This window comes from Streptomyces sp. NPDC002324 (assembly GCF_053593335.1).
The window spans coordinates 326,731-347,269 of the sequence record NZ_JBSFCF010000002.1 but is presented as its reverse complement, the minus strand read 5'-3'; the positions used below and the strand labels follow the sequence as shown (position 1 = coordinate 347,269).

20 protein-coding genes are annotated in these 20,539 nt (G+C 70.0%); 8 read left to right on the top strand and 12 right to left on the bottom strand.

The annotated features are described in order from the left end of the window. Positions 1 to 203: 203 nt before the first annotated feature. Together ACWCRJ_RS04555 and ACWCRJ_RS04550 are read right to left on the bottom strand one after the other, a co-directional pair. Positions 204 to 731, bottom strand: a complete 528-nt coding sequence (locus tag ACWCRJ_RS04555; protein WP_450937875.1) for a hypothetical protein — start codon at positions 729 to 731, stop codon at positions 204 to 206. Next, positions 698 to 1,960, bottom strand: coding sequence for a molybdopterin-dependent oxidoreductase (locus ACWCRJ_RS04550; RefSeq protein WP_450937874.1), 1,263 nt, complete (start codon positions 1,958 to 1,960; stop codon positions 698 to 700). Before ACWCRJ_RS04550 ends, ACWCRJ_RS04555 begins: the two co-directional genes overlap by 34 nt. A 115-nt stretch (positions 1,961 to 2,075) precedes the next feature. On the opposite strand from ACWCRJ_RS04550, the gene ACWCRJ_RS04545 reads away from it, so the two are divergent. The 3 genes from ACWCRJ_RS04545 (at position 2,076) to ACWCRJ_RS04535 (ending at position 5,405) form a co-directional block, all read left to right on the top strand. Further along, positions 2,076 to 3,398, top strand: coding sequence for a hypothetical protein (locus ACWCRJ_RS04545; protein WP_450937873.1), 1,323 nt, complete (start codon positions 2,076 to 2,078; stop codon positions 3,396 to 3,398). Positions 3,399 to 4,076: 678 nt separating this feature from the next. Beyond that, positions 4,077 to 4,217 carry a hypothetical protein gene (locus ACWCRJ_RS04540; RefSeq protein ID WP_020277398.1) on the top strand — a complete coding sequence of 47 codons (141 nt, stop codon included), beginning with the start codon at positions 4,077 to 4,079 and terminating at the stop codon, positions 4,215 to 4,217. A 114-nt stretch (positions 4,218 to 4,331) separates the two neighbouring features. Beyond that, entirely contained in the window at positions 4,332 to 5,405 is a 1,074-nt protein-coding gene (locus tag ACWCRJ_RS04535; RefSeq protein ID WP_450937872.1) for a TauD/TfdA family dioxygenase, read from the top strand. Between the two features lie 393 nt (positions 5,406 to 5,798). On the opposite strand, the gene ACWCRJ_RS04530 is transcribed toward ACWCRJ_RS04535, so the two are convergent. From ACWCRJ_RS04530 to ACWCRJ_RS04505, 6 genes are all read right to left on the bottom strand, one after another. Then, entirely contained in the window at positions 5,799 to 6,446 is a 648-nt protein-coding gene (locus ACWCRJ_RS04530) for a CoA transferase subunit B (protein ID WP_450937871.1), read from the bottom strand. Then, positions 6,446 to 7,222, bottom strand: coding sequence for a CoA transferase subunit A (locus ACWCRJ_RS04525; RefSeq protein WP_450937870.1), 777 nt, complete (start codon positions 7,220 to 7,222; stop codon positions 6,446 to 6,448). The genes ACWCRJ_RS04530 and ACWCRJ_RS04525 overlap by 1 nt, the downstream gene beginning before the upstream one ends. A 329-nt stretch (positions 7,223 to 7,551) precedes the next feature. After that, positions 7,552 to 8,712, bottom strand: coding sequence for a hypothetical protein (locus ACWCRJ_RS04520; protein WP_450937869.1), 1,161 nt, complete (start codon positions 8,710 to 8,712; stop codon positions 7,552 to 7,554). Further along, on the bottom strand, positions 8,709 to 9,920 hold the full coding sequence (locus ACWCRJ_RS04515; RefSeq protein ID WP_450937868.1) for a Dabb family protein: 1,212 nt from the start codon (positions 9,918 to 9,920) through the stop codon (positions 8,709 to 8,711). The genes ACWCRJ_RS04520 and ACWCRJ_RS04515 overlap by 4 nt, the downstream gene beginning before the upstream one ends. 21 nt (positions 9,921 to 9,941) lie before the next feature. Then, on the bottom strand, positions 9,942 to 10,469 hold the full coding sequence (locus ACWCRJ_RS04510; protein ID WP_450937867.1) for an aromatic-ring-hydroxylating dioxygenase subunit beta: 528 nt from the start codon (positions 10,467 to 10,469) through the stop codon (positions 9,942 to 9,944). Then, on the bottom strand, positions 10,466 to 11,785 hold the full coding sequence (locus ACWCRJ_RS04505; RefSeq protein WP_450937866.1) for an aromatic ring-hydroxylating oxygenase subunit alpha: 1,320 nt from the start codon (positions 11,783 to 11,785) through the stop codon (positions 10,466 to 10,468). Before ACWCRJ_RS04505 ends, ACWCRJ_RS04510 begins: the two co-directional genes overlap by 4 nt. Positions 11,786 to 11,992: 207 nt before the next feature. Here ACWCRJ_RS04505 and fdxA point away from each other — a divergent pair, with 207 nt between their 5' ends. From fdxA to ACWCRJ_RS04490, 3 genes are all read left to right on the top strand, one after another. Further along, complete coding sequence (gene fdxA / locus ACWCRJ_RS04500; RefSeq protein ID WP_450937865.1) at positions 11,993 to 12,340, top strand: ferredoxin; 348 nt, start codon at positions 11,993 to 11,995, stop codon at positions 12,338 to 12,340. Continuing rightward, positions 12,337 to 13,335 carry an NAD(P)/FAD-dependent oxidoreductase gene (locus tag ACWCRJ_RS04495; RefSeq protein WP_450937864.1) on the top strand — a complete coding sequence of 333 codons (999 nt, stop codon included), beginning with the start codon at positions 12,337 to 12,339 and terminating at the stop codon, positions 13,333 to 13,335. The genes fdxA and ACWCRJ_RS04495 overlap by 4 nt, the downstream gene beginning before the upstream one ends. A 199-nt stretch (positions 13,336 to 13,534) precedes the next feature. Further along, positions 13,535 to 14,332 (top strand): IclR family transcriptional regulator, encoded by a 798-nt coding sequence (locus ACWCRJ_RS04490; protein WP_450937863.1) that lies wholly within the window; start codon positions 13,535 to 13,537, stop codon positions 14,330 to 14,332. A 123-nt stretch (positions 14,333 to 14,455) separates the two neighbouring features. On the opposite strand, the gene ACWCRJ_RS04485 is transcribed toward ACWCRJ_RS04490, so the two are convergent. The 4 genes from ACWCRJ_RS04485 to ACWCRJ_RS04470 are packed head-to-tail and all read right to left on the bottom strand — an operon-like array spanning position 14,456 to position 17,661. Next, positions 14,456 to 14,812, bottom strand: a complete 357-nt coding sequence (locus ACWCRJ_RS04485) for a cupin domain-containing protein (protein WP_450937862.1) — start codon at positions 14,810 to 14,812, stop codon at positions 14,456 to 14,458. Further along, a complete protein-coding gene (locus tag ACWCRJ_RS04480; RefSeq protein ID WP_450937861.1) occupies positions 14,809 to 15,582 on the bottom strand; it encodes an HpcH/HpaI aldolase family protein in 774 nt (257 codons plus the stop codon). The genes ACWCRJ_RS04485 and ACWCRJ_RS04480 overlap by 4 nt, the downstream gene beginning before the upstream one ends. A 27-nt stretch (positions 15,583 to 15,609) precedes the next feature. Then, positions 15,610 to 16,773, bottom strand: a complete 1,164-nt coding sequence (locus ACWCRJ_RS04475) for an amidohydrolase family protein (protein ID WP_450937860.1) — start codon at positions 16,771 to 16,773, stop codon at positions 15,610 to 15,612. Positions 16,774 to 16,800: 27 nt separating this feature from the next. Then, positions 16,801 to 17,661 carry a fumarylacetoacetate hydrolase family protein gene (locus ACWCRJ_RS04470; RefSeq protein ID WP_450937859.1) on the bottom strand — a complete coding sequence of 287 codons (861 nt, stop codon included), beginning with the start codon at positions 17,659 to 17,661 and terminating at the stop codon, positions 16,801 to 16,803. Between the two features lie 300 nt (positions 17,662 to 17,961). On the opposite strand from ACWCRJ_RS04470, the gene ACWCRJ_RS04465 reads away from it, so the two are divergent. Next, the gene (locus ACWCRJ_RS04465) at positions 17,962 to 19,071 is read left to right on the top strand and encodes a sugar ABC transporter substrate-binding protein (protein ID WP_450937858.1); all 1,110 of its coding nucleotides are present in this window, start codon (positions 17,962 to 17,964) and stop codon (positions 19,069 to 19,071) included. A gap of 540 nt (positions 19,072 to 19,611) precedes the next feature. Next, a complete protein-coding gene (locus ACWCRJ_RS04460) occupies positions 19,612 to 20,277 on the top strand; it encodes a nicotinamide mononucleotide transporter family protein (RefSeq protein WP_450937857.1) in 666 nt (221 codons plus the stop codon). Positions 20,278 to 20,539: the final 262 nt, after the last annotated feature.

The window sequence follows — 20,539 nt, the reverse complement described above, 5'->3', positions numbered from 1 at the left end:
CTCTTGCGCCGGCTGGCCGAACTGCTGTCCCCCGGCGGCCTGTTGATCGCCTCGACGGTCCCGTTGGATGTGGACGAGCGCGTTCGAGGTCCGCCTCGTGAGGGGTGCCGAGGCCGACAGCGGAGCCGGGGCCGCGTTCCCCTGGGCCCGGCTCGGCATCCGGGAATTGCTGCGGCACGCCCGCCCGGCCGGCGCGCCGCCGATCAGTGGACGGCGGGCGGGCTCTCCTTCGTCGCCCTGCGCAGCCGCACCACCAGCAGCAGCGCCGAACCGCCGAACAGCAGGGCCGTGATCAGCAGCCAGCGGCCGAGGAAGTCACTCGCCGACAGCGCGGTGGCGGACTCGTAGCGGTCCGCCACCCGCCCGCTGATCAGCGGGAACCACACCAACAGCAGCAGCCCGGACAAGACGGCGGGCACGCGCACATACGCGGCACTTCCGCACTGCCTTGAGGGCGTGCGCGGGGCCCCCACCCGCCGCCCGGACGATGCCGCCGCCCGGACGAGTGCACGGTCCGCCGTCGTGTACAGCGGCAGCAGCACGAGATCGTGTACCACCGCCGCACCCACGAACCACAGCGCGACCTGGAACCAGTCGTCCGCGAGCAGCCGTACCCCCGCGTAACCGGCGAGCGCGAACGAGCATGCCAGGAGCAGCAGTTGGAACGGGCTGCCCAGCGGCGGCCGGAACTTCCCCATCACAGGTCTCCGAACGTCATCCGGGCCACCCATTTGGTGTTGAGCACACCGGGCGCTGCGGGCACGATGATCCGCGCCGGGTAGCCGTGGTCGGGGGACAGTTGCTCGCCGTTGACGTCCAGGGCGAGCAGGGAGCGCACGTCGCGGACCTGGTTGGCGCGCAGGGCTGCCCGGCGGAAGGCACCGCGCCGCTGGAGGGACTCCACCAGCACGTCGGGGGCCGCCTCGGGCTCGTATCCGACGAGGCCGGCCAGGTCCCTCAGCCGTACGCCCCGCCACCACTGGTCGGAGGTGGACCACCCCTCGACGCAGGCGATGGGCAGCGCCGCGCTGTACGGGGGCAGTTCCAGCAGCTCGGCGCGGCTCAGCCGGACGGTCCCCGAACGCCCGGTGACGACCAGCCGCCATGCCTCCTCGCTCGTCTCCGCCGCGCTGATCCCCCTCGACGCGGCCGTCTTGTTGATCTGGAAGCCGCCCGGCCCGCTGCCCGGCTCGGCACCGCCGTGCGGGGCCAGGAGCGCCGTCCGCCGCAGCGGGCCGTCGAAGTTCTGGCCCACGGTCGTCCCGAACAGCAGCAGCGAGCCGCCCCCGACCAGCCACACGGCACCGCGCCGCGACACGGTGGGCTCGGCCGGGTCCGGAGACACCAGCGAGGGCTCCTCCGGCGAAACCGGCGGCGGAGCGCCTTCCCCTTCGCTCCCCCGCAGCTCACGCAGGTTGCGTACGGCCGTCGGTGCCCTCAGCACCACATGGACCACGAACGCCGCGAAGAACACCCACGCCCCGTAGAAGTGCAGCGGGTAGAAGGAGCCGGGGAAGACGTAGTCGAGCTGGATGTTGAGCACGCCGGTCACGAACTCGAACAGCACGCCGCCGACCAGCAGGAGCAGCGAGATCCGCTCCAGGGCGTGGACGAGCGACCGTGCCGGGGGCAGCTGGAACAGCCTCGGCACCACCGACCACAGCTTGGCCAGCAGGACGGGGACCAGCGCGATCCCGAGCGTGACGTGAAGGCCCTGCGTGAACCGGTACAGCCAGTGCGGATGAGTCGGCCAGGGGAACAGATAGAAGCCGAGGATCCCCTTGTCCGGGGTCTTGTCGTTCACGGGCGACAGACCCGGGTTGTAGGCGGCGTACGACAGCAGCCCTGTCACGAACAGCACCGTGATCCCGGCGAGCAGCACCACGCCGAGGACGGAGGTGAACCAGGGGCCGCGCAGCGGGCTGCGCCAGAAGGCGGGTGAGGAAGGAGTCCGTGCCATGCCCCGACGCTAGGCCCGGAACGCCCGGTGGGAGGGTGCGCGACTCATGACGAAAGGCTGACGTCCGCGCCTGTCGAGAGTCCACCGGCCCTCCTTCGGCCTAACGTCTCCGAGCGTGAACCGCGATCTCCGCCGCGACCTGTACGCCGTCGCCGCCGCCACGCTGCTCGTCGTGACGGCCGCGCTGGTCGGCATCGCCATCAAGCGCGCCAAGGACGTCCTGCACGTCGGCTGGCCACCGCTGTACGCCAACTGGCTGCCGCACACAGGCCCCGGCACCCCCGCCGCGATCGCCGTCGCCGTCGCCGTCGTGGCGTACGGCCCCACGCTGGCCGCCCGGCTGCCCTGGCGGCCCCTGCTGTGGACCGCATGGGCCACCGCCACGGCCTGGACCTTCTCCCTCGCCCTCGTCGACGGCTGGCACCGCGGAATCGCCCGTCGGCTGACGACCAGGTACGAGTACCTCCAGGTCATCGACCGCTTCGACGACATCCCCCACACCCTGCGGGACTTCACCCGCCACATCCTGCTCGGCTCCCCCGACCACTGGCCCCCGCACGTCGCCGGCCACCCGCCGGGGGCCACCCTCACCTTCGTCCTCCTCGACCGGATCGGCCTGGGCGGCGGAGCATGGGCGGGCACCTTCGTCATCGTCATCGGAGCGACCACCGCGGCCGCAATCCTCGTCACCGTACGAGCGCTCACGAGCGAGGCACTCGCACGCCGCGCCGCCCCGTTCCTCGTCCTGGCCCCGGCGGCGGTATGGGCGGGCACTTCGGCGGACGGGTACTTCGCGGCGGTCGCCGCCTGGGCCGTGGCGCTCCTCGCCCTCGCGGTGACGCACCACCGGCCACGGGCGACCGCCGTCGCCGCCGGACTCCTCCTCGGCCTCACCGTCTACCTGTCCTACGGCCTCACCCTCTTCGCCGTGATGGCCTCCACCGTCCTGCTGCTCGGCTCCCGACGGCTGTCGGTCCTCCCCTACGTGATCGTCGGACTCGCCGTCGTCCCGCCGGCGTTCACCATGGCGGGCTTCAACTGGTGGGAGGCCTACCGCCTGCTGGTCGAGCGGTACCACCAGGGCGCCGGCGGCTTCCGTCCGTACGGCTACTGGGTGTGGGCCAACCTCGCCTGCGCGGTCCTCGTCGTGGGCCCGGCCACGGTGGCGGGCCTGCGCCGCGCGGGCGCCCGCCTCGCCCGGTGGCGCGCGTCCCCCGCCGCCGAGCGCCGCATGGGGGTGTTGCTGTGCGCGGCCCTGCTCATGCTGCTCACCGCAGACCTGTCCGGGATGAGCAAGGCGGAGACGGAACGGATCTGGCTGCCGTTCGCGATGTGGCTGCTCGTGGCAGGCGCCTTCCTCGACCGCCCCCGGGTCTGGCTGACGGCTCAGGCGGCCCTGGGCCTCCTCCTCAACCATCTGCTGCTGACGGGCTGGTGAGTCGCCGTGCCAACCGATCGGTGTCGGTCGGGCAGGACGCATCCTTCGATCGGTCTCAGGTGGTCGGTGCGGGCGAGGTCCAGCCGACCGATGACCGTACGGCGCCACTTCCGGCGACGCGGACCGACTGGACTCCTCAGTCGGCGACCCCCTGGCGGCACGATCGACAGCTTGCATCAGGCATTCATTGAAGAGCGCGAGGGATGCCGGAGTTAGGCAGATCGCTCAGGGGAATCCATCTCGATCAGGCCCGCGTAGCGGAAGCCATGCCGAGTCACCTCCGCCCCAAACCTTTCGGCCACCGCTGAATCTCCGTCATGGGCTCCTGCAACGGTGCCGGCCGGGCCAAGGGGACCACCCCAGTCTCAGTGGGCGCCCGATCGCCACGAAGGCGAAGAGCAAAAGCCCGTCCTCTCGTGCCTCCCCCGCTTGCGGGGCTGGTCGCGGACGACGTGCCAGCCATCCGGCCCCGTCCAAGACGGCGGCGATACGGATGGCAGGCCAAGATCCGGGGCATTTCCGGGCCTAGGCCCGGCTCACGCGTCCTGTGCACTGCCGTCCTGCCCTGCGGTTACGGCACGACGCCTCTGTACTGCAATACGAGACGATGTCACGCCTATTGACTCACGTTCTGCCCTCGCCTAGGGTTGAGGCACTTCTCGAAAGGACGGGACCAGCATGGAGACAGTCGCCCTGATCGGCGTTCTGCTCGTGTCGTGCGCTGGCCGCCGTACCTATGACGAGCCGCTCAGCTACTTCCCGCCCCGGGAAGGGCTGCGCCCCGGTACGGCCGCCGGCGAGCCTCAGACCCCGTTCTGAGTGTTCCGAGTGCCGTTCGTCGCCGAGCGACGAACACCCGCCGCACCGAGACCTTCGTCGTCCGTCGGGCTTTCGCCCACGGGATCTCACCGCATTTTCGAGGAGCGCATCATCATGACCACCACTGTCGGCCTTCAGCCGATCTCCGGACCGTCCGCCTGGCGCGGCGACGAGCTGTCGAGGTCCACCGAATGGATCTACGTGCTCAGCGACGCCGAGCGCGCTGAGCTGGAGGCACTGGGACGGCGCTTCGTCGCCGAGAACCCCGACCTGCGCACCGTCACCGCCGACGACTACCCGTTCGACGCCTGCTGCGCGCTCAACGAGGAGTGCGCAGCCCAGATGGACGCCGGACGCGGCTTCGTCCTGGTGCGCGGCCTGCGCACCGAGGAGTACGGCGATGCCATGGCCGCCGCCATCTTCTTCGTCATGGGACTGCACCTGGGCCAGCCGATCGGGCAGAACCAGCGGGGAGACCTGCTCGACCACGTGATCGCCACCTCCAACAAGACGTTGTCCGACGAGGGGGCTCTGCCCTCCCGCGTCCGGGACCGGCTGCCGTTCCACTCGGACAGCTCCGACGTCGTCGCCCTCATGTGCCTGCGCGGCGCAAAGGAGGGTGGAGCCTCCAGCCTGGTCAGCGGCACCACGATCTACAACGAGATGCTGCGCCGCCGGCCGGACCTCGCTCCTCGACTCTTCGACACGTACCACTGGGACTGGCGGCGTCAGGACCCCGACTCCCCGGAACTGACGTACACCTCTCCGATCATCGGTTACGTCGACGGAGTCTTCAGCACCTACGCGGGCAACTCGATGATCTTCAGTGCCCAGGAGTACCCGGGTGTCCCGGAACTGACGCCCGACCAGGTCGCGGCCATCAACCTCTTCGACGAGATCTCGCAGGAGCCGGGCCTGCCGATCGACATGGATTTCCAGCCGGGGGACGTGCAGTGGCTGCTCAACTACGCCGCTCTGCACTCACGCACCAGCTACGTCGACCACCCGGAGCCGGAGCGCCGCCGCCACCTGCTGCGTCTGTGGCTCAAGCGGGACGTCGGCCGCCCGCTGGCTCCCAAGTTCGGCAAGCACGTCGTCGAGTTGGGTGAGCCCACGACGCCGCTGGTGCATGGCGGCCGGTTCCGTATCGCCGACGCGGTGACCGTCAACGACGACTGGGGAGTGTGACACCGCCACCCGCGCCGGCCCTCACGCTGACGGCCGGTGCGGGTGGTTTCACAGTGGGGCGCCCCTGAACGCGCCGCACTGACGGCCGTCGCGCACCACGAACAGTTTTCCCACCGCCGCAGCCATGCCGACGCATGGCTGCGGCGGTTCTCTGCCCGGACGAAGAAGTCCGTCAGAACCAGTGCAGGCGAAACCGGCAGGCAAGAGCGCGACGACCAGACGTCGCGGACACCGGCGACCCACGGAGCAGCTCCGCCAGGCCCGAGCACCCCGCTGGGGACCAGCGAACCCCCTCCAAGCCGACCGCCTGGTACGGCGCGCTGCCCGTAGGCGCGCCGCCGTACCAGGCGGTCGGGGTGCCGACGGCGTCGGCGACGTACACGTTCGGCAGGGTCAACAGGCTGTCTCGTGGGGGATGATCACCTTCGCCGCCGTCTTCGCGGTGACCTCCTCATGCGTGACGCCGGGGGCGGTCTCGACGAGAACCAGACCGCCGTCGGTCACGTCGAGGACGGCCAGGTCGGTGATGATCCGGTCCACGCAGCCCTTCCCGGTGAGCGGCAGGTCGCACTCCTGGACGATCTTCGGGCTGCCGTCCTTCGCGGTGTGCGTCATGGTGACGATCACCCGTCGGGCACCGTGGACGAGGTCCATGGCTCCGCCGATGCCGGTCACCATCCGGCCCGGGATCGCCCAGTTGGCGAGGTCGCCCAGCTCGGACACCTGCATGGCGCCGAGTACGGCGGTGTCGATGTGGCCGCCGCGGATCATGCCGAAGGACAGCGCCGAGTCGAAGAACGCCGCGCCGGGCAGCACCGTGACGGTCTCCTTGCCCGCGTTGATCAGGTCGGGATCGACCTCGTCCTCGTAGGGGAAGGGGCCCGTGCCGAGAACTCCGTTCTCCGACTCCAGCACTACATGGACACCCTCGGGCAAGTGGTTCGGGATCAGGGTCGGCAGGCCGATGCCCAGGTTGACGTACTCGCCGTCGCGCAGCTCACGGGCCGCGCGGGCGGCCATTTCGTCGCGTGTCCAAGCCATCAGGCCCGCACCTCCCGGTCCCTGGGGACCGCTGTCAGCTTCTCGATCTTCTTGTCGGCGGCCTGCTCGGGGCTGAGGGCCACCACCCGCTGCACGAAGATGCCCGGCAGATGGACCTGGTCCGGTTCGATGCCGCCCGGCTCGACCAGCTCCTCGACCTCTGCGATCGTGATGCGGCCGGCCATGGCCGCCAGCGGGTTGAAGTTGCGGGCGGACTTGCTGAACACCAGGTTGCCGTGGCGGTCCCCCTTCGCCGCCCGCACCAGGGCGAAGTCGGTGGTGATCCCGCGCTCCAGGACGTAGTCCCCGCCTGCGAACTCGCGGACCTCCTTGGGCGGTGACGCGACGGCGATGCCTCCGTCACCGTCGTACCGCCACGGCAGGCCGCCGTCGGCGACCAGCGTGCCGACGCCGGCCGGGGTGTAGAAGGCCGGTATGCCGCAGCCCCCGGCCCGTAGTCGCTCGGCGAGCGTGCCCTGGGGGATCAGCTCCAGCTCGATCTCGCCGCCCAGGTACTGACGGGCGAACTCCTGGTTGCCGCCGATGTAGCTGCCGGTCACCCGCGCGATCCGGCCTGCGGCGAGGAGCACGGCGAGGCCGGAATCCAGAGCGCCGCAGTTGTTCGAGAACACGTTCAGTCCTGTCACACCGGCGTCGTACAGGGCCTGGATCAAGATGTCCGGGACCCCGCTCAAACCGAAGCCGCCGACTGTCAGGGAGGCCCCGTCAAGGACGTCCGCCACGGCTTCGGAGGCTGAGGCGATGACTTTGTCCATCGGCCCGTCCACTTCCTTTCAGGGCATTCGTGCCCTACGTGAGGTCGCGCACTGGCGAACTCGAGTTCACCAGTGGCTCTGATGTCTTGAGGCCGCTCGGCCGTCTCGACGTCGCTCGCCTCCCTGACGGGGCCGGCCGCGCGGGGAGGGAGGGGCGCCACGACCGGGCCGCATCGATGTCCGGTCGGCGGTCGAGCAGGCACTCGTCTCGGCGGCGCCCGCATCGACGGTCGGCCTTCGACAGAGAACGCCGACACTTCTGGCTCGCGCGGGTGGCCTGCGCCGCCGTCGTGCTGCCCGCCCCGGTCCTCCGTCGGCAACCGCCCGGGCTAGCCCGGTTCGGTCAAGAGCTTTCGGTACATGCGCGCGAAGGCGGTCAGCTCCGTCAAGGAGAGGGCGTCGCGTCGCGGTTCGTCGGTGGCCGGCCTCGCCCTCGGGCCGAGGCGTACGGTGTCGACGCCGCGAGCGCGCAGGACGACGCCGTCGGTCGAGCCCGTCCATCCGGTGATCGGCGGCGGCTGCGTACCGAACTCGTCGAGCCAGGCCGCTCGGGCGGCCGTCACCACCGGGGCGTCGGCCGGCGTGGCCGCGGCGGACGCGACCGGCTCGGCCTCCACATCGATGTCGCAATCACGCAAGTCCGACGCCGCGCACCGCGCCCGCAGCCGGTCGGTCACCTCGGCCGCCAGCGCCTTCGGCTCCACCTGGTCACCGACGACGACGTACAGCTCGACCCGCAGTTGAGCCGGCAGCAGGTCCGGCTTGTCCGGCCATCCCCCGCTGATCGCTCCGATACCGCACGCCCGGCCGGTCTGCCCCACCCTGGGGTCGGCGGCCAGGAAGGCCGTGCGCCAGCGGGCCAGTTCGTCCAGGACGATGCCGGCCTGAGCGACGACTCCCCCGGGTGGCGTGGCGGATTCCGCCAGCATGGCGGCCCCGGAGCGTCCGGTCACCCGGACGGTCAGGTAGAACGCGCCCGGCTCGTGCCACAGCAGCGTCGGCGGGCCGCACTTGGCCACGATCGCCGAGGGCGGCAGCGGGTAGGCGTCGGCGTATGCCTCCAGACCGGTGATCCCGCTCGTGCGGCGGTGTGTCCCGGAGCCTGCGAGCAGGAGCCGCCCGGCACCCGCCTCGGCGAAGGCGACCAGCGCGGCGGCCGCGGGCCCGCGGGCGACCCCGAGGCCGAAGCCGGTCACCGTGTCGCCGTCGACAGTGAGCGGACCGACGGGCGCGTCGTCTCCGGTGACGAGGCGGTTGGCCGCGCCTCCCTCGTCCAGCGAGGTGTCGAGGTGGGAGTAGAGCAGCGGCCCGGCTCCGTGGGCGGCGACCAGGCTGCCGCCCGCGGAGCCGTGCTCCAGCACCTGCCACCCGACGTGCGGCCACCGCTCGGCGCACCAGGCGCGCAACCGGTGGGCCGCCGTGCGCTCCCCGCCGCGTGGGGCGGGGAGCACGTCGAGCAGGTGCAGGACGTCGAGCAACTGCTGTCTCAAAAACGTCCCCAGTCGTCGGCGGCGGGACGCCACACGTCGATGTTGCGCGGGTCGGCCGGCATCCTGCGGGGCCGGTGCGTCTCGTGCTCCTCCAGCGTGAACACCCGGTGCCGGTCGCACAGCTCGTAACGCGGGCCGAAGCGGGTGTCGTGCATGTAGAACGCGATCGACGTCGACGCCGAGTGGTTGACGATGTCCGAGGCGATCGGCGCGCCCTTGTACAGCGCGCGGGCGCGCATCCGCATGACGTGGTCGAGGCTCTTCATCGCGAAGCACAGGTGTGCGACGTAGTGCTCGGTGTTCTTCTGGATGGCGAGGCTGTGGTGGTAGCGGTCCTCGCAGCGGAAGAACGTGGTCGAGCCGACGACGTGGTCCGAGGGCCGGAACCGCAGGACGTTCTGGTAGAAGTCCACCATCTCCTCGAACTTCGTGGTGGCGATGAAGGGGTGCACCAGGTCGAGCGGCCGGATCTCGAGGTGCGGCGGCTCGGCGTACTCCTGGAACTCGGTGAACAGCTCCACGACGAGGCCGTCGGGATCCTTCACCGCGAAGCCGTTGTCGCACAGCGCCTTCTGTCGCTCCTGCAGCTCGAGCACCTCGAGTCCGGCGTCGAGCACGCTCTTGTGCAGCTGTTCGAGGACCTCCTCGCTCTCCACGCTGTAGCCGACCGCCGTCGTCCACCCGTCGGTGCGCTCGGGGACGTGGATCAGTTCGATCGCGTGGTGCTCGATGTCGGCGCGCAGGTAGGCGTACTCGTCCGTACGCTGCTCCAGCTGCAGTCCGACGTGGTACTCGAGGAAGTCGATCGTGGCCTGCATGTCCGGAACTTCGATCCGGGCGTACTCCATGCCGTACGGGCCGTGCGGGCGCGTGCTCACCGGCGGTGTCCTTCCTGCAGCGAGCGAGGGACGCTCGGCGAACTCGAACGAGGTGATGGCCTGTTGGGCGATGACCGGCCGCCAGCGCGTGCGCACGAAGCTCTCGTGGGACTCGCTGCCGAGATAGGCGAGCAGGTCGTCCTGGCTGTCGAAGTCGACGGCCATGGTGTGGGTGAAGGTCTGGTCGCGGGTGCTGATGTTCTCGCCGAGGACGAAGCCGCGCATGTCCGGGTACCGGTCCGGGAAGGTACGCAGCTCGGCCAGCACGGACTCCCGCGTGGCCTCGTCCACTCCGTCGGCGAAACGGAAGGACAGGGTGTGTCGGATCATCGGATCGCCTTCCGTCGCCGGCTAGAGGATGAAGCTGAGCCGGGCGCCCGCCGCCAGCGACTCGTGGCCGAGGATCGAGCGCCGCAACCGGAAACGCAGTCCGTCCTCGGTCGGCACCAGCAGATGGTCGTACCACCCGACGTAGGCGTCGAAGTGACCGTCACGGGCGCGGTGGACCACGAAGGACGCCGCCACCCGGAAGGAGTCGTCCGTGTCTCCCGCGGACAGCCGCACATTGGACACCAGCCGGTGCGTGCGCGAGTGCGGGTTCTCGGCGTGTGCCTTGCGGGACTTCAGGCGCTTGACCCTGGCCCGGAGCAGGTCGAAGTCGTCGTCGACGAACGATCCGGTCTCATGCGGCGACCAGCCGGGGCGGTAGTCGGTGGTCGGGATCTCGTAGCGGGCGCCGTCCTCGAAGAGGGTCAGCCAGCTGTCGTAGTCCCAGTGGTCGAGGATGTCCGCCTCGGCGTAGAGGAAGTCCTCGACCTCCTGGCGGGTGACGGTGCGCCCGGCGCACAGCACCAGGCCACGGTTGCTGATCGCGGTCATCGCACGTCCCTCCCGACCAGGAAGGACGCCGGCCGCTCTCCGTGGATCTCGAGGCCGTCGTCGAGCCCGACGGCTTCGACCCATTGCCGCCAGAAGCCGCGCATCGCGCCTTCGTCGATCGATCTGCCCTGCACACCCTTGACCTCGTCGGCCATGCCGCGCGACATGTCGCTGTAGTCCAGCTCGGGCTGGGCGGTGCCCGCCGTGGCCTGGATGCCGCGCTGGACCGCCTCGTACGCCTCGATGTCGTCCGGCGTGGCGAGCCCGCCCGGGCCGACGAAGCTGACGACCGTCTTCATGCGCAGGGCGCGTGTGTCCGGGTCCTCGTTGCGTGGGACCAGCTGCCAGGCACGTACGTCGGTCTGGTCGGGCGCCACCGGCTCCAGCTGGCGGATCGACAGACCCTCGATGTCGAAGAGCAGCAGGTTGGGGAACACGAACAGGATGTGGCTCTCGTCGGCCACGTGGTGCGCCCGCTTCTCCCCCAGCCGCTGTGTCATCTCGGCACGGTGGGCCTCGGTGCGGACCTTCTCGTCCTCACCGAAGCGCGGTTCCCACAGCATGCTGATCCGTCCACCGTGCCCGGTCAGGACCAGCAGCCCGTGGCCGTTGCCCAGGTTGTACGCGTACTGGTTGTCGTCGGTGACGGCGTAGCCGCTCTCGCGCAGGTAGCCCACGAAGGTGTTGTGCGTCGGCGCGAAGTGGTAGCCGTCCATGGCGTTCTCGACGGCGAGTTTCCAGTTGCCGCGCACGCTGTAGAGCTGTGTGCCGGGCAGCGTGGTCATGCCGCCGACGTGCTGCTGCTGGATCATGGTCATGTAGTCGGCCGCATCGCCGAGGTAGTCCAGCAGCGGCGGCACATCGGGGTCGAAGGAGACGAAGACGAATCCCTCGTGGATCTCCAGGCGCGGCACGCCGCGCAGCCCCATCGATGCCCCGAACGCGTCGCCCGACTCATAGGCGCCGACATCGGGGATCGCGGCGAGCTCACCGTTGTTGCGGAAGGTCCAGGCGTGGTAGAAGCACTGGAAGAGCCTGGTCGAGCCCTCGTTCTCACGGCACAGCACGGTGCCGCGGTGCGGACACGAGTTCAGGAACGCGTGGACCTCGCCGGCGCTGTCCCGGCAGAAGATCAGCGGCCGGCCGCCGAGGGCGCGGACCTTGAAGTCGTTGGGGTTGGGGATCTCGGTCTCGTGCCCGAGGTAGAGCCAGGTGTGCATCCACACCCAGCCGCGTTCCCGGGCAAAGATCTCCGCGTTGCGATAGGCCTCGCGGTTGACCCGGAAGGTGAGCTGGTCCCAGTCCTCAACGATCATCGGGGCTGGAACAGTCCGGGGATTGCTTCCCATGGGGAGTTTTGCCTCTCACAAGTCCCGACCCGAGCGGCGTTTTATGAGACGCCATCTCGTATGTCGCATTAGCGTCCCCTAGCACACCGCGCACTGTCAAGCATTCGCCGGACGGTTGACACCTTGACCCGACGCCGCCATCATCCTGTTCCACATTGAAATACACCGTCTCGCATGCTGTGCGACCGTGTGAAGGGCAACAAGCTCGTGCCGTACGTCATCACTCAGGCCTGCGTCGACATCATGGACAAGTCGTGCATGGAGGAGTGCCCGGCCGACTGCATCTACGAGGGCGACCGGATGCTCTACATCCAGCCCGACGAATGTGTCGAGTGCGGGCGCTGTGAACCCGTCTGTCCGCAGATCTCGATCTTCCACCACGAGGACCTGCCGGAGGAGAGCAAGCACTTCGAGCGCATCAACGCCGAGTTCTTCACCCTCGGCACCCCACCGCTGGGCTCGCCCGGCGGCGCCCGCAAGGTCGGCCAGGTCGGCCACGACCACCCGGAGGTGGGCGCGTGACCGGCCACGCGCCCACGGGCGCCGGCCCCGAGGTCTCCGTCGACCTGCTCATCATCGGAGCCGGCCCGACCGGGTTGTACGGCGCGTACTACGCCGGCTTCCGAGGCTTGAGCGTGGCGGTCGTCGACGCTCTGCCCGAGGTGGGCGGCCAGATCGCCGCGCTGTACCCCGAGAAGTTCATCTACGACGTGGCCGGCTTTCCCGCCGTCCGCGGTCAGGACCTGGTGGACCGCTTGGCCGAGCAGGCCTGGCGATGGAACCCCACCTACCTGCTCGGGCACGGGGTCACCCAGCTGGACGACACGGGCGAAGGCATCGTCGCCACCACCGACGCCGGCGCGCGGGTCACCGCGGGCGCGGTGCTCGTCTGCGGCGGCATCGGCAACTTCATCCCCCGCGAGCTGCCGGTGGGCTCCGAGTACCTGGGCCGGGGGCTGCGCTACTTCGTGCCGCGGTTGAACGAGCTCGCCGGACAGGACGTCGTGGTGGTCGGCGGCGGGGACTCCGCGCTGGACTGGGCGCTGTCGCTGGAGCCGATCGCCACGTCGGTGACGCTGGTGCACCGGCGTACGCGGTTCCGGGCCCACGAACGCAGTGTCGAGCAGGTGCGCGCGTCCTCGGTGCGGGTGCTGACGCCGTACGAGGTCGAGAAGGTCTCCGGCGAGGGGGCCGTGTCGGAGGTCGTGGTCGCGTGCTCCGACGGCGACCGGATCACCCTGCCCGCCCAGTCCGTCGTGGCCGCGCTCGGTTTCATCGCCGATCTCGGCCCGATCGAGCGGTGGGGACTCGATCTACGGCGTCGGCGTATCCTCGTCGACCGCACGATGCGCACGAACCGGGAGCGCGTCTTCGCGGCCGGCGACATCGCCGACCACGACGGTAAGGTCAGCCTCATCTCGATCGGCTTCGGTGAGGCGGCCTTGGCCGTCAACCACATCGCCGCCCTGCTCGACCCGGCACGCTCGATCACACCGGGGCACTCCTCGGACGCGTGAGGTGCCGTGCCGAGCGGCGCGGTGAACGGGAGCCTGACGCCGGACCGTCAGGCTCCCGTTCACCGCCGTGACTCACGTGGATGCGCGTCCCGGCGCTCTTTCACCCACCATGGCACGGCCCTTACCATTGCTTTATTCAAGACGGCGTTTCATTTGACGTCCCCATCATTGACTGTGCACGGACAGGAGCGAGAATTCCATGGCCACGAAGGCGCAGGGCGGCACCGGCGAGCAGGGCGGTCCGGACAGGACAGCGCCGACGATCCAGACGGTGCAGCGTGCGGCGCTGATCCTCGGCTCGTTCACGGTCGGCAAGCCGCACATGAGCCTCAACGAGATCACCGCGCGTCTCGGTGCGAGCAAAGCGACCGCGCACCGGTACACCAAGGCACTGCGGGCGGCGAACCTGCTGCGGTACGACGAGCGCACTTCGCTGTACTCCCTCGGGCCCCAGGTGCTCACGCTCGCCACGGCGGCGCGGGCCGGCCTGCCGATCGTCGCCGCCGCCGAGCCGTACATGGAGGAGCTGGTCCGGCGTATCGACGAGACGATCGTGTTGTCGGTCTGGGACGGTGAGTCGGCGACCGTGGTGCGCTCGGTGGACAACACCGACCACATGGTGCGCATCAGCGTCCGGGTCGGCTCGCGACTGAATCTCACGGCCTCGGCGCAGGGCCGCGTCTTCCTCGCGTTCCTGCCCCCGGAGCAGGTACCGGCGCTGCCGCGCTCGGTGCGCAAGTCGGCCGAGCTCACCGAGGAGCTCGATGCCATCCGGCAGCACGGACTGTCGGTCAACTCCCCCATCGTCAACGGGGTCCGCACCGTCGCGGCGCCGATCTTCGAGGGCGACAAGATCAGCGGAACGCTCGCCATCGTCGGCACGACGGCGACCGTTCCCGACGACGTCAAGTCGCCGATGGCCCAGGCACTGCTGGAGACCGCCCGCGCGCTGTCGCAGCGGCTGGGCACCTCCGAAGACGCGCCCAACGGCGGCTGACCTGACTGCGACGACACCGGAGGGCCCACCGCTGAGGCGGTGGGCCCTCTTTCGTTCCTGCACCTGATCGGCTTCTTCCACGTGAGTGGCGGACGCGCATGCCCCAGCGCGCCCGTGCGCCGCTCAGGGAAGCAGGTCGGCCCGCGGCGGGACGAAGAAGTCGATGTTCACGCAGGGCGCCTCTGTCGGCTCCACGTAGTGCTCGCTGCCACGGGGCACCAGCAGGAAGGATCCGGCACGCATGTCGTGTGCGACACCGTCCACGTAGTAGTTCGCGCGCCCCTCGGCGACATGGACCAACTGGTCGAAGTCCTCGTGCCGGTGCGGGTTCAAGGTCATGCCGATCTCGAGCTCGTGGTGGCAGATCATCACCTCGTCCGTCGCGTAGACGCGACGGCGAACCCCCGGCCGTACCTGGGTCACGGGCAGTTCGTCCCAGTTGACGACGGTGTGGAACAGGGCCGCGTTGCGTGTGCTCACTGGTTCTCCTCTCCGGCGGCCGCCCGCAGGCCGGCCGCCAACATCTGCAGGTCCGATCCGACGACCAGGTAGTCGGCGTCACCGAGTCCCAGGTCCGAAGCGGCGTTCCGGCTCGGCGCCCATCCGCCGAACGCCACCCCGGCGGAGCGGGCGGCCTCCCTCACCCGGCCCACCGCGGCGCCCAGCACCGCCGGGTCCGCCGGCAGGCCGAGGTCGACCGCGAGGTCGGTGCTGCCGACGAAGCACACGTCGAGGGCGGCGACCAGTTCCGGCAGCGGATCCGTCCGCGCCGTCTCGATCTGGCCCACCAGCACCGGCGGGTCGTCCCGCTCGGCGCGCAGGAACCCGGCCAGCGGGGCCGCGCCGAACCCGGCGGCCCTGTTGGCCAGGCTCACGGACCGCCTGCCGGTCGGAGCGAACCGGATCGCCGCCAGGAGTGCCTCGGCCTGGGCGAGGCGGGTGAGCATGGAGAGCTGGATTCCCGCCGCCCCGGCCTCCAGGAGCCGGTTGACCGCGGCGGCGTCCACCTCGGGCACGCGGACCAGGGCCGGCAGCCCGCATGCGTCGGCGTGGCGCACCAGGTCGACGGCGTCTCGCTCGGTGAGGGTGGAGTGTTCGAGGTCGACGACCACGAACGCGAACCCGGCCGCCTCGGCCAGTTCCACCACGTCGGGCGAGGCCAGTTTGACGAACGTGCCGACAGCGGGTCGCCCCGCCGTCAGCGCCATGCGCAGCCGGCGCCGCTGTAGATGGACGTCACCGACACTCATGGAGTCCTCCTGGGATGTGCGGGCGTGTCACGCCGACTTCAGACCCCGCCACGGCACGATGTCGACCTCCTTGCCGCCGTGCAGCACCACGGTCGGCTCCAGACGCGGCGCGACGATCGTGTTGCCGGCGGCGTCGGGCAGGGTGACCTCGTCGGTCCAGTCGACGACCGTGACGTCGGCCCGCCCGCCGACCTCCAGGCGCCCGTAGCCCTCGGTGTCGAGCCCGAGCAGCTGGGCCGGCGCCACGGTGGCCCGCCGGACGCACTCCTCCAGCGGCGCGCCGAGCGCGACCAGCTTGGAGATGCTGGTGAGCAGGTCGAACACCGGGCCGCGCCAGTTGCGGGCGCTGGTGTCGGAGCTGAGGATGTCGGGCAGGAATCCGTCGGCGATCGCCCTGCGTGCCACCTCGAAGCTGAGGTTGCTCTTGCCGTGGGCGGAGTCGAACAGCACGCCGCGCTCGCGGGCCGCCATGACCGCGGGGTGCACCTGGTCGCCGTCGAGGATGCCGTTCGGCTTGCCGGTGTAGCAGTGCGCCACGATGTCGCCGGGGCGCAGGTGGTCGAGGACGACGGGCACCGGCTCCTCGGTCTCGCCGATGTGCACCATCAGCGGGAGACGGGCCTGTTCGGCCAGCGCCACGGACTTCTTCAGCAGCGACTCCCAGTTCTCGCCGACGACGTCCTCGGAGAGACGGATCTTGAAGCCGCGGACGATGTCGGGGTGGGCTTCTGCAGTCGCGAGCGCGTCCTCGGGGACCAGAGTGTCGGGGTTCAGCAGCTCGCCGAACCTGAAGTCGATCAGGCCGAGCACCGAGACGTTGAGGAAGTTGACGATGCGCAGCGGGTTCGCCTCGACCACCAGCTTGCGGAAGGCCGCGAACGTCGAGGCGCCGGCCGTTCCGGCATCCGCCGCGGCGACCACGCCGCGACGCAGATGGGCTTCCTCGGCGGGGGCTCCGACGGCGGAGACGTACTGGAAGATGTGGGTGTGGCCCTCGACGAGGCCCGGCAGCACGGTGGAGCCGGTGACGTCGATCGTGCGGGCCGCGTTCTCTGACAGGCCCTCCCCGATGGCGGCGATGCGGTCACCGGTGACCGCCACGTCGAGCCGGGCGTGGGTGTCCGTCGCCGGGTCGATGACGGTGCCGCCGGCCAGGACGAGGTCGTACGACGACAGGGGGGAGATGGACATCGAAGTGTGCTCCAGGGTGGGGAACGGTCAGCTGACCGGTTCGGTCAGCCGGTGGTCGTGCTGTGCGGCGTCCGTGGGACGCACGATGTGGGTGACGAGGGGCAGCACGCCGTCCACCTCGACGCGTACCTCGTCGCCGTCGGCGAGAAAGCACGCGCGGTCCTGGCCGGTGCCGGCCGGGGTTCCGGTGAGGACGACGTCGCCGGGTTCGAGCGCGGTGAACCACGACAGCCTGCTGAGCAGATCGGGAACCGGAAAGATCATCCCGTCGCTCGTGTCGTCCTGCACGAGCTCGCCGTTGACCCGGGTCCGTAGGCGGATCGCGTCACGGTCGGTGAAATCCTCGGGAGTGCAGACCGACGGGCCGAGCGGCGTGAAGCCCGGGTGGCTCTTGGCGAGAGCGGGGGTGCCCGTGGCGCGCATGATGTCGCGCGCCGTCATGTCGTTGGCCGCGGTGACACCGGCGATCGCGGGCCAGACCTCGGACTCGGCCGCCCGGTACAGCCGGCGCCCGACGACCACCGCGATCTCGCCCTCGTAGTCGGGTTCGGTCGCGGACTGCGGGATCACCACCCGCGCGCCGGGTGCCGTCACACCGGACGAGGCGGCCAGGTAGAGGATCGGCTGCTCGGGCAGTCCGCGTCCGGTGCGGGCCGATTTCGACACGTAGTTGAGCCCGACGCCCCATACCGCGCGGGGGCGCCCCAGTGGGGCCACGAGCGTGGCCTCTTCGAGGGGTATGCGCCGGCGTACCGCGCACGACGCCAGGCACCGCAGCGAACCCTCCTGTTCGAGGACCGCGCCGACGTGCGGAAAAGCAGTGTCCAGCAGGGCGACAGCCCCGTCCTCGATCCGGCCCAGGCCGGCGTCCGTCGTCACTACTCGCATGGCGGGCATCTTTCAATGCGAGATGGCATCGTGTCAAGCGATACGGAGGTGAGGGTTACGGGCAGGTCGACACTCCTCCCGGACAGGAGCCGGCGGATGGCTGGACACGTCGAGACAGAGGCGCCTGCGGGTCGCCACCCCACCGACGCCGCGGCACAGTCATGCGCATATTGCGAGATGACATCTCTTATCCCGTAGAGTGACGCCGCTCGACGCCGAGCGTGCCTCCGTGTCGGCCGTCAGTCAGGTGGGCCGCGACGAAAGCGCCCACGCCCGGATCACACCTGAAGTGAGCTCCCGATGCGTCGTATCGCCCTGGCCATAGCCACCACCACGCTCACCGTTCCCCTCGCCGGCTGCGGCGGGCTCGACACGACGGGGAACAGCGGCGACGCGAGCCCGACGAGAGGCGACGACATCACGGTGGGGCTACTGCTGCCGGAGAAGTCGAACCCCCAGTACGAGCAGTTCCACTACCCGATCATCAAGGCGAAGGTCGAGTCCCTCACCGGCGGCAAGGGTCGGGTCGAGTACGCCAACGCCGAGGCCGACGCGGGCGAGCAGGCACGACAACTGCGACAGATGATCAACGACCGGGTCGACGTGATCCTGCTCGACCCCGTCGACACGCACGCCATCGCCGGCGGAGTGAAAGAAGCCAGGGAAGCCGGTATCGCGGTCATCGCGTACGACCGGCTGGCCGAGGGCCCGATCGACGCGTACATCACCTTCGACAACGGGCTCGTCGGCGAGGCGCAGGGCCGCTCCCTGCTGCAGGCCCTGGGCGAGGACGGAGACGTCTCCGACAAGATCGTCATGATGAACGGCTCGCCCACCGACCCGAACGCCCAGCAGTTCAAGGCGGGCGCGCTCCTCGTGCTCGACGGGAAGGTGACGATCGCCAGGTCGTTCGACACCAAGGACTGGAAGCCGCAGAACGCCGAGAAGAACATGACCGAGGCGATCGACGAACTCGGCCAGAACGACATCAAGGCCGTCTACGCCGCCAACGACGGTCTGGCGGGCGGCGTCGTCAAAGCGCTCAAGGCCGCGGGCGTCACCGACCTTCCGCCGATCACGGGCCAGGACGCCGAGCTCTCGGCGGTGCGGCGGATCGTCACCGGCGAGCAGTACATGAGCGTGTACAAGCCGTATGCGCAGGAAGCCGAGACCGCCGCGGAGATGGCCGTGGCGAAGGCCCTGAGCAGAGACATAGAGTTCGACGCCCTCACGGGCGACAGGGTCGACGGCCCCACCCGCAAGGGCATCCCCGCGCATCTCGTGCCGGTGGTCGCCCTGACGAAGGACAACATCGCGGAGACGGTCATCAGGGACGGCATGTACGAACCGTCCGACATATGCACGCCCCGACTCGCGGCCGAGTGCACGGCGGCAGGCCTGACGCAGTAGGTCCTGGGAGGGTGTCCGCGGCCGCCGGCCGACACTGGACACACGGTGCCGATCAGCACACGCGTGGGCACATGCCCGGATTCAGAACTTTCTGGCAGACAGTCGACGCACCGCCGGACTCGCGCCTCGTGCAGACCCGCTGGACCCCCGCGCCGGACGGCATCCGTCGGCGGCCCTGGTCCGGGAGATCAACACGGAGTTCCTGCCGGTCCAGCAGGGCGCGCTGCGCATGAGGGGCAGCGCCCCCGAGGCCGTGGAGCCGATGGGCCCCGAGGTCCTCGGCGCGCTCCCCGGACAGCATCGGACGGTGTACTGGGCCACCTGACCCGCCGACGCGCCGACGCGCCCGGCCGACCGCGTCACCGGCCTGCGGCACCACACCCGTTTCTTTGCTTTCGGTCTCATTGGGTTTGAGCCTAGACAATACGGGCACGCAGGCCCGAAGCTGTGCCGCATGGACCGCTACCGGAATCCCATATTCGACGACCTGCCGGACGGCGGGCTCGCGCGCCACTCGTCGCCCACCGGCCCGGTCGTCCGGTGAACGGGCTGAACTCCGAGGCGTTCGTCCTGTTCGGCCAGCACATTCTGTGGTCGGACATGATCGGCAACATCCTCGGCCTGGCCGCCCTCGCCCTCGGCTGGCGCCGCTCCCTGTGGACCTGGCCGGTCCAGTTCCTGTCCGGCCTCATCCTCTTCGGGGCTTTCTTCGGCCATCTGACCGGCAGCGCCGGCAAGCAGGCCGTCGTCATGACCGTGGCCCTGTACGGCTGGTGGCGGTGGAACAGCGACAAGGGCCGGTCCGAACACGGCCAGATCACCCCGCGGTTCGCCACCTGGCGCGAGCGGGCGGCGATGCTCGTCGCCGTCGCCGTAGGCACGGTCGCGGTGGCCCTGTTGTTCAAGGCCTATCCGACCCTGTCCTGGGACCCCTGGCCGGACGCCTACATCTTCGTCGGCACGGTGGTCGCGATGTACGCCCAGGCGCGCGGCATGGTCGAGTTCTGGATCGCCTGGCTGCTGGTCGACATGGTCGGCGTCCCGCTGACCTTCGCCAACGGCTACGCCTTCTCCGGCTTCGTCTACGTCATCTACGGGGCACTCGTCCTGTGGGGCATGCGCGACTGGTGGCTGCGCTCCCGCGGCGGACCGCGGCCCGCTCCGGAACTGCCCGGCGCGCACGCTTCCGAGGGGGCGTCGCGGTAGCCGAGCAGCGCACGTCTCCCACTGGTTCACCTCTCACGGCCCGCCACACAGGCGGGCCGTGCCGCGTTCCGGGACGACCGAGGGAAGACCCTGACCGTCGTCGACGGATCGCGGTGACGTCCGGGCCCAGCTATTGCGAGATGGCATATTGACATACGAGATGAGGCGTCTTAGCGTCGGAGGAACCCTCAACAAAAGGCAAGACATGATGAGATGCGCCATTTTCCCGTCGACCTCCCTGCTCGATCCGGCGACGGACGCG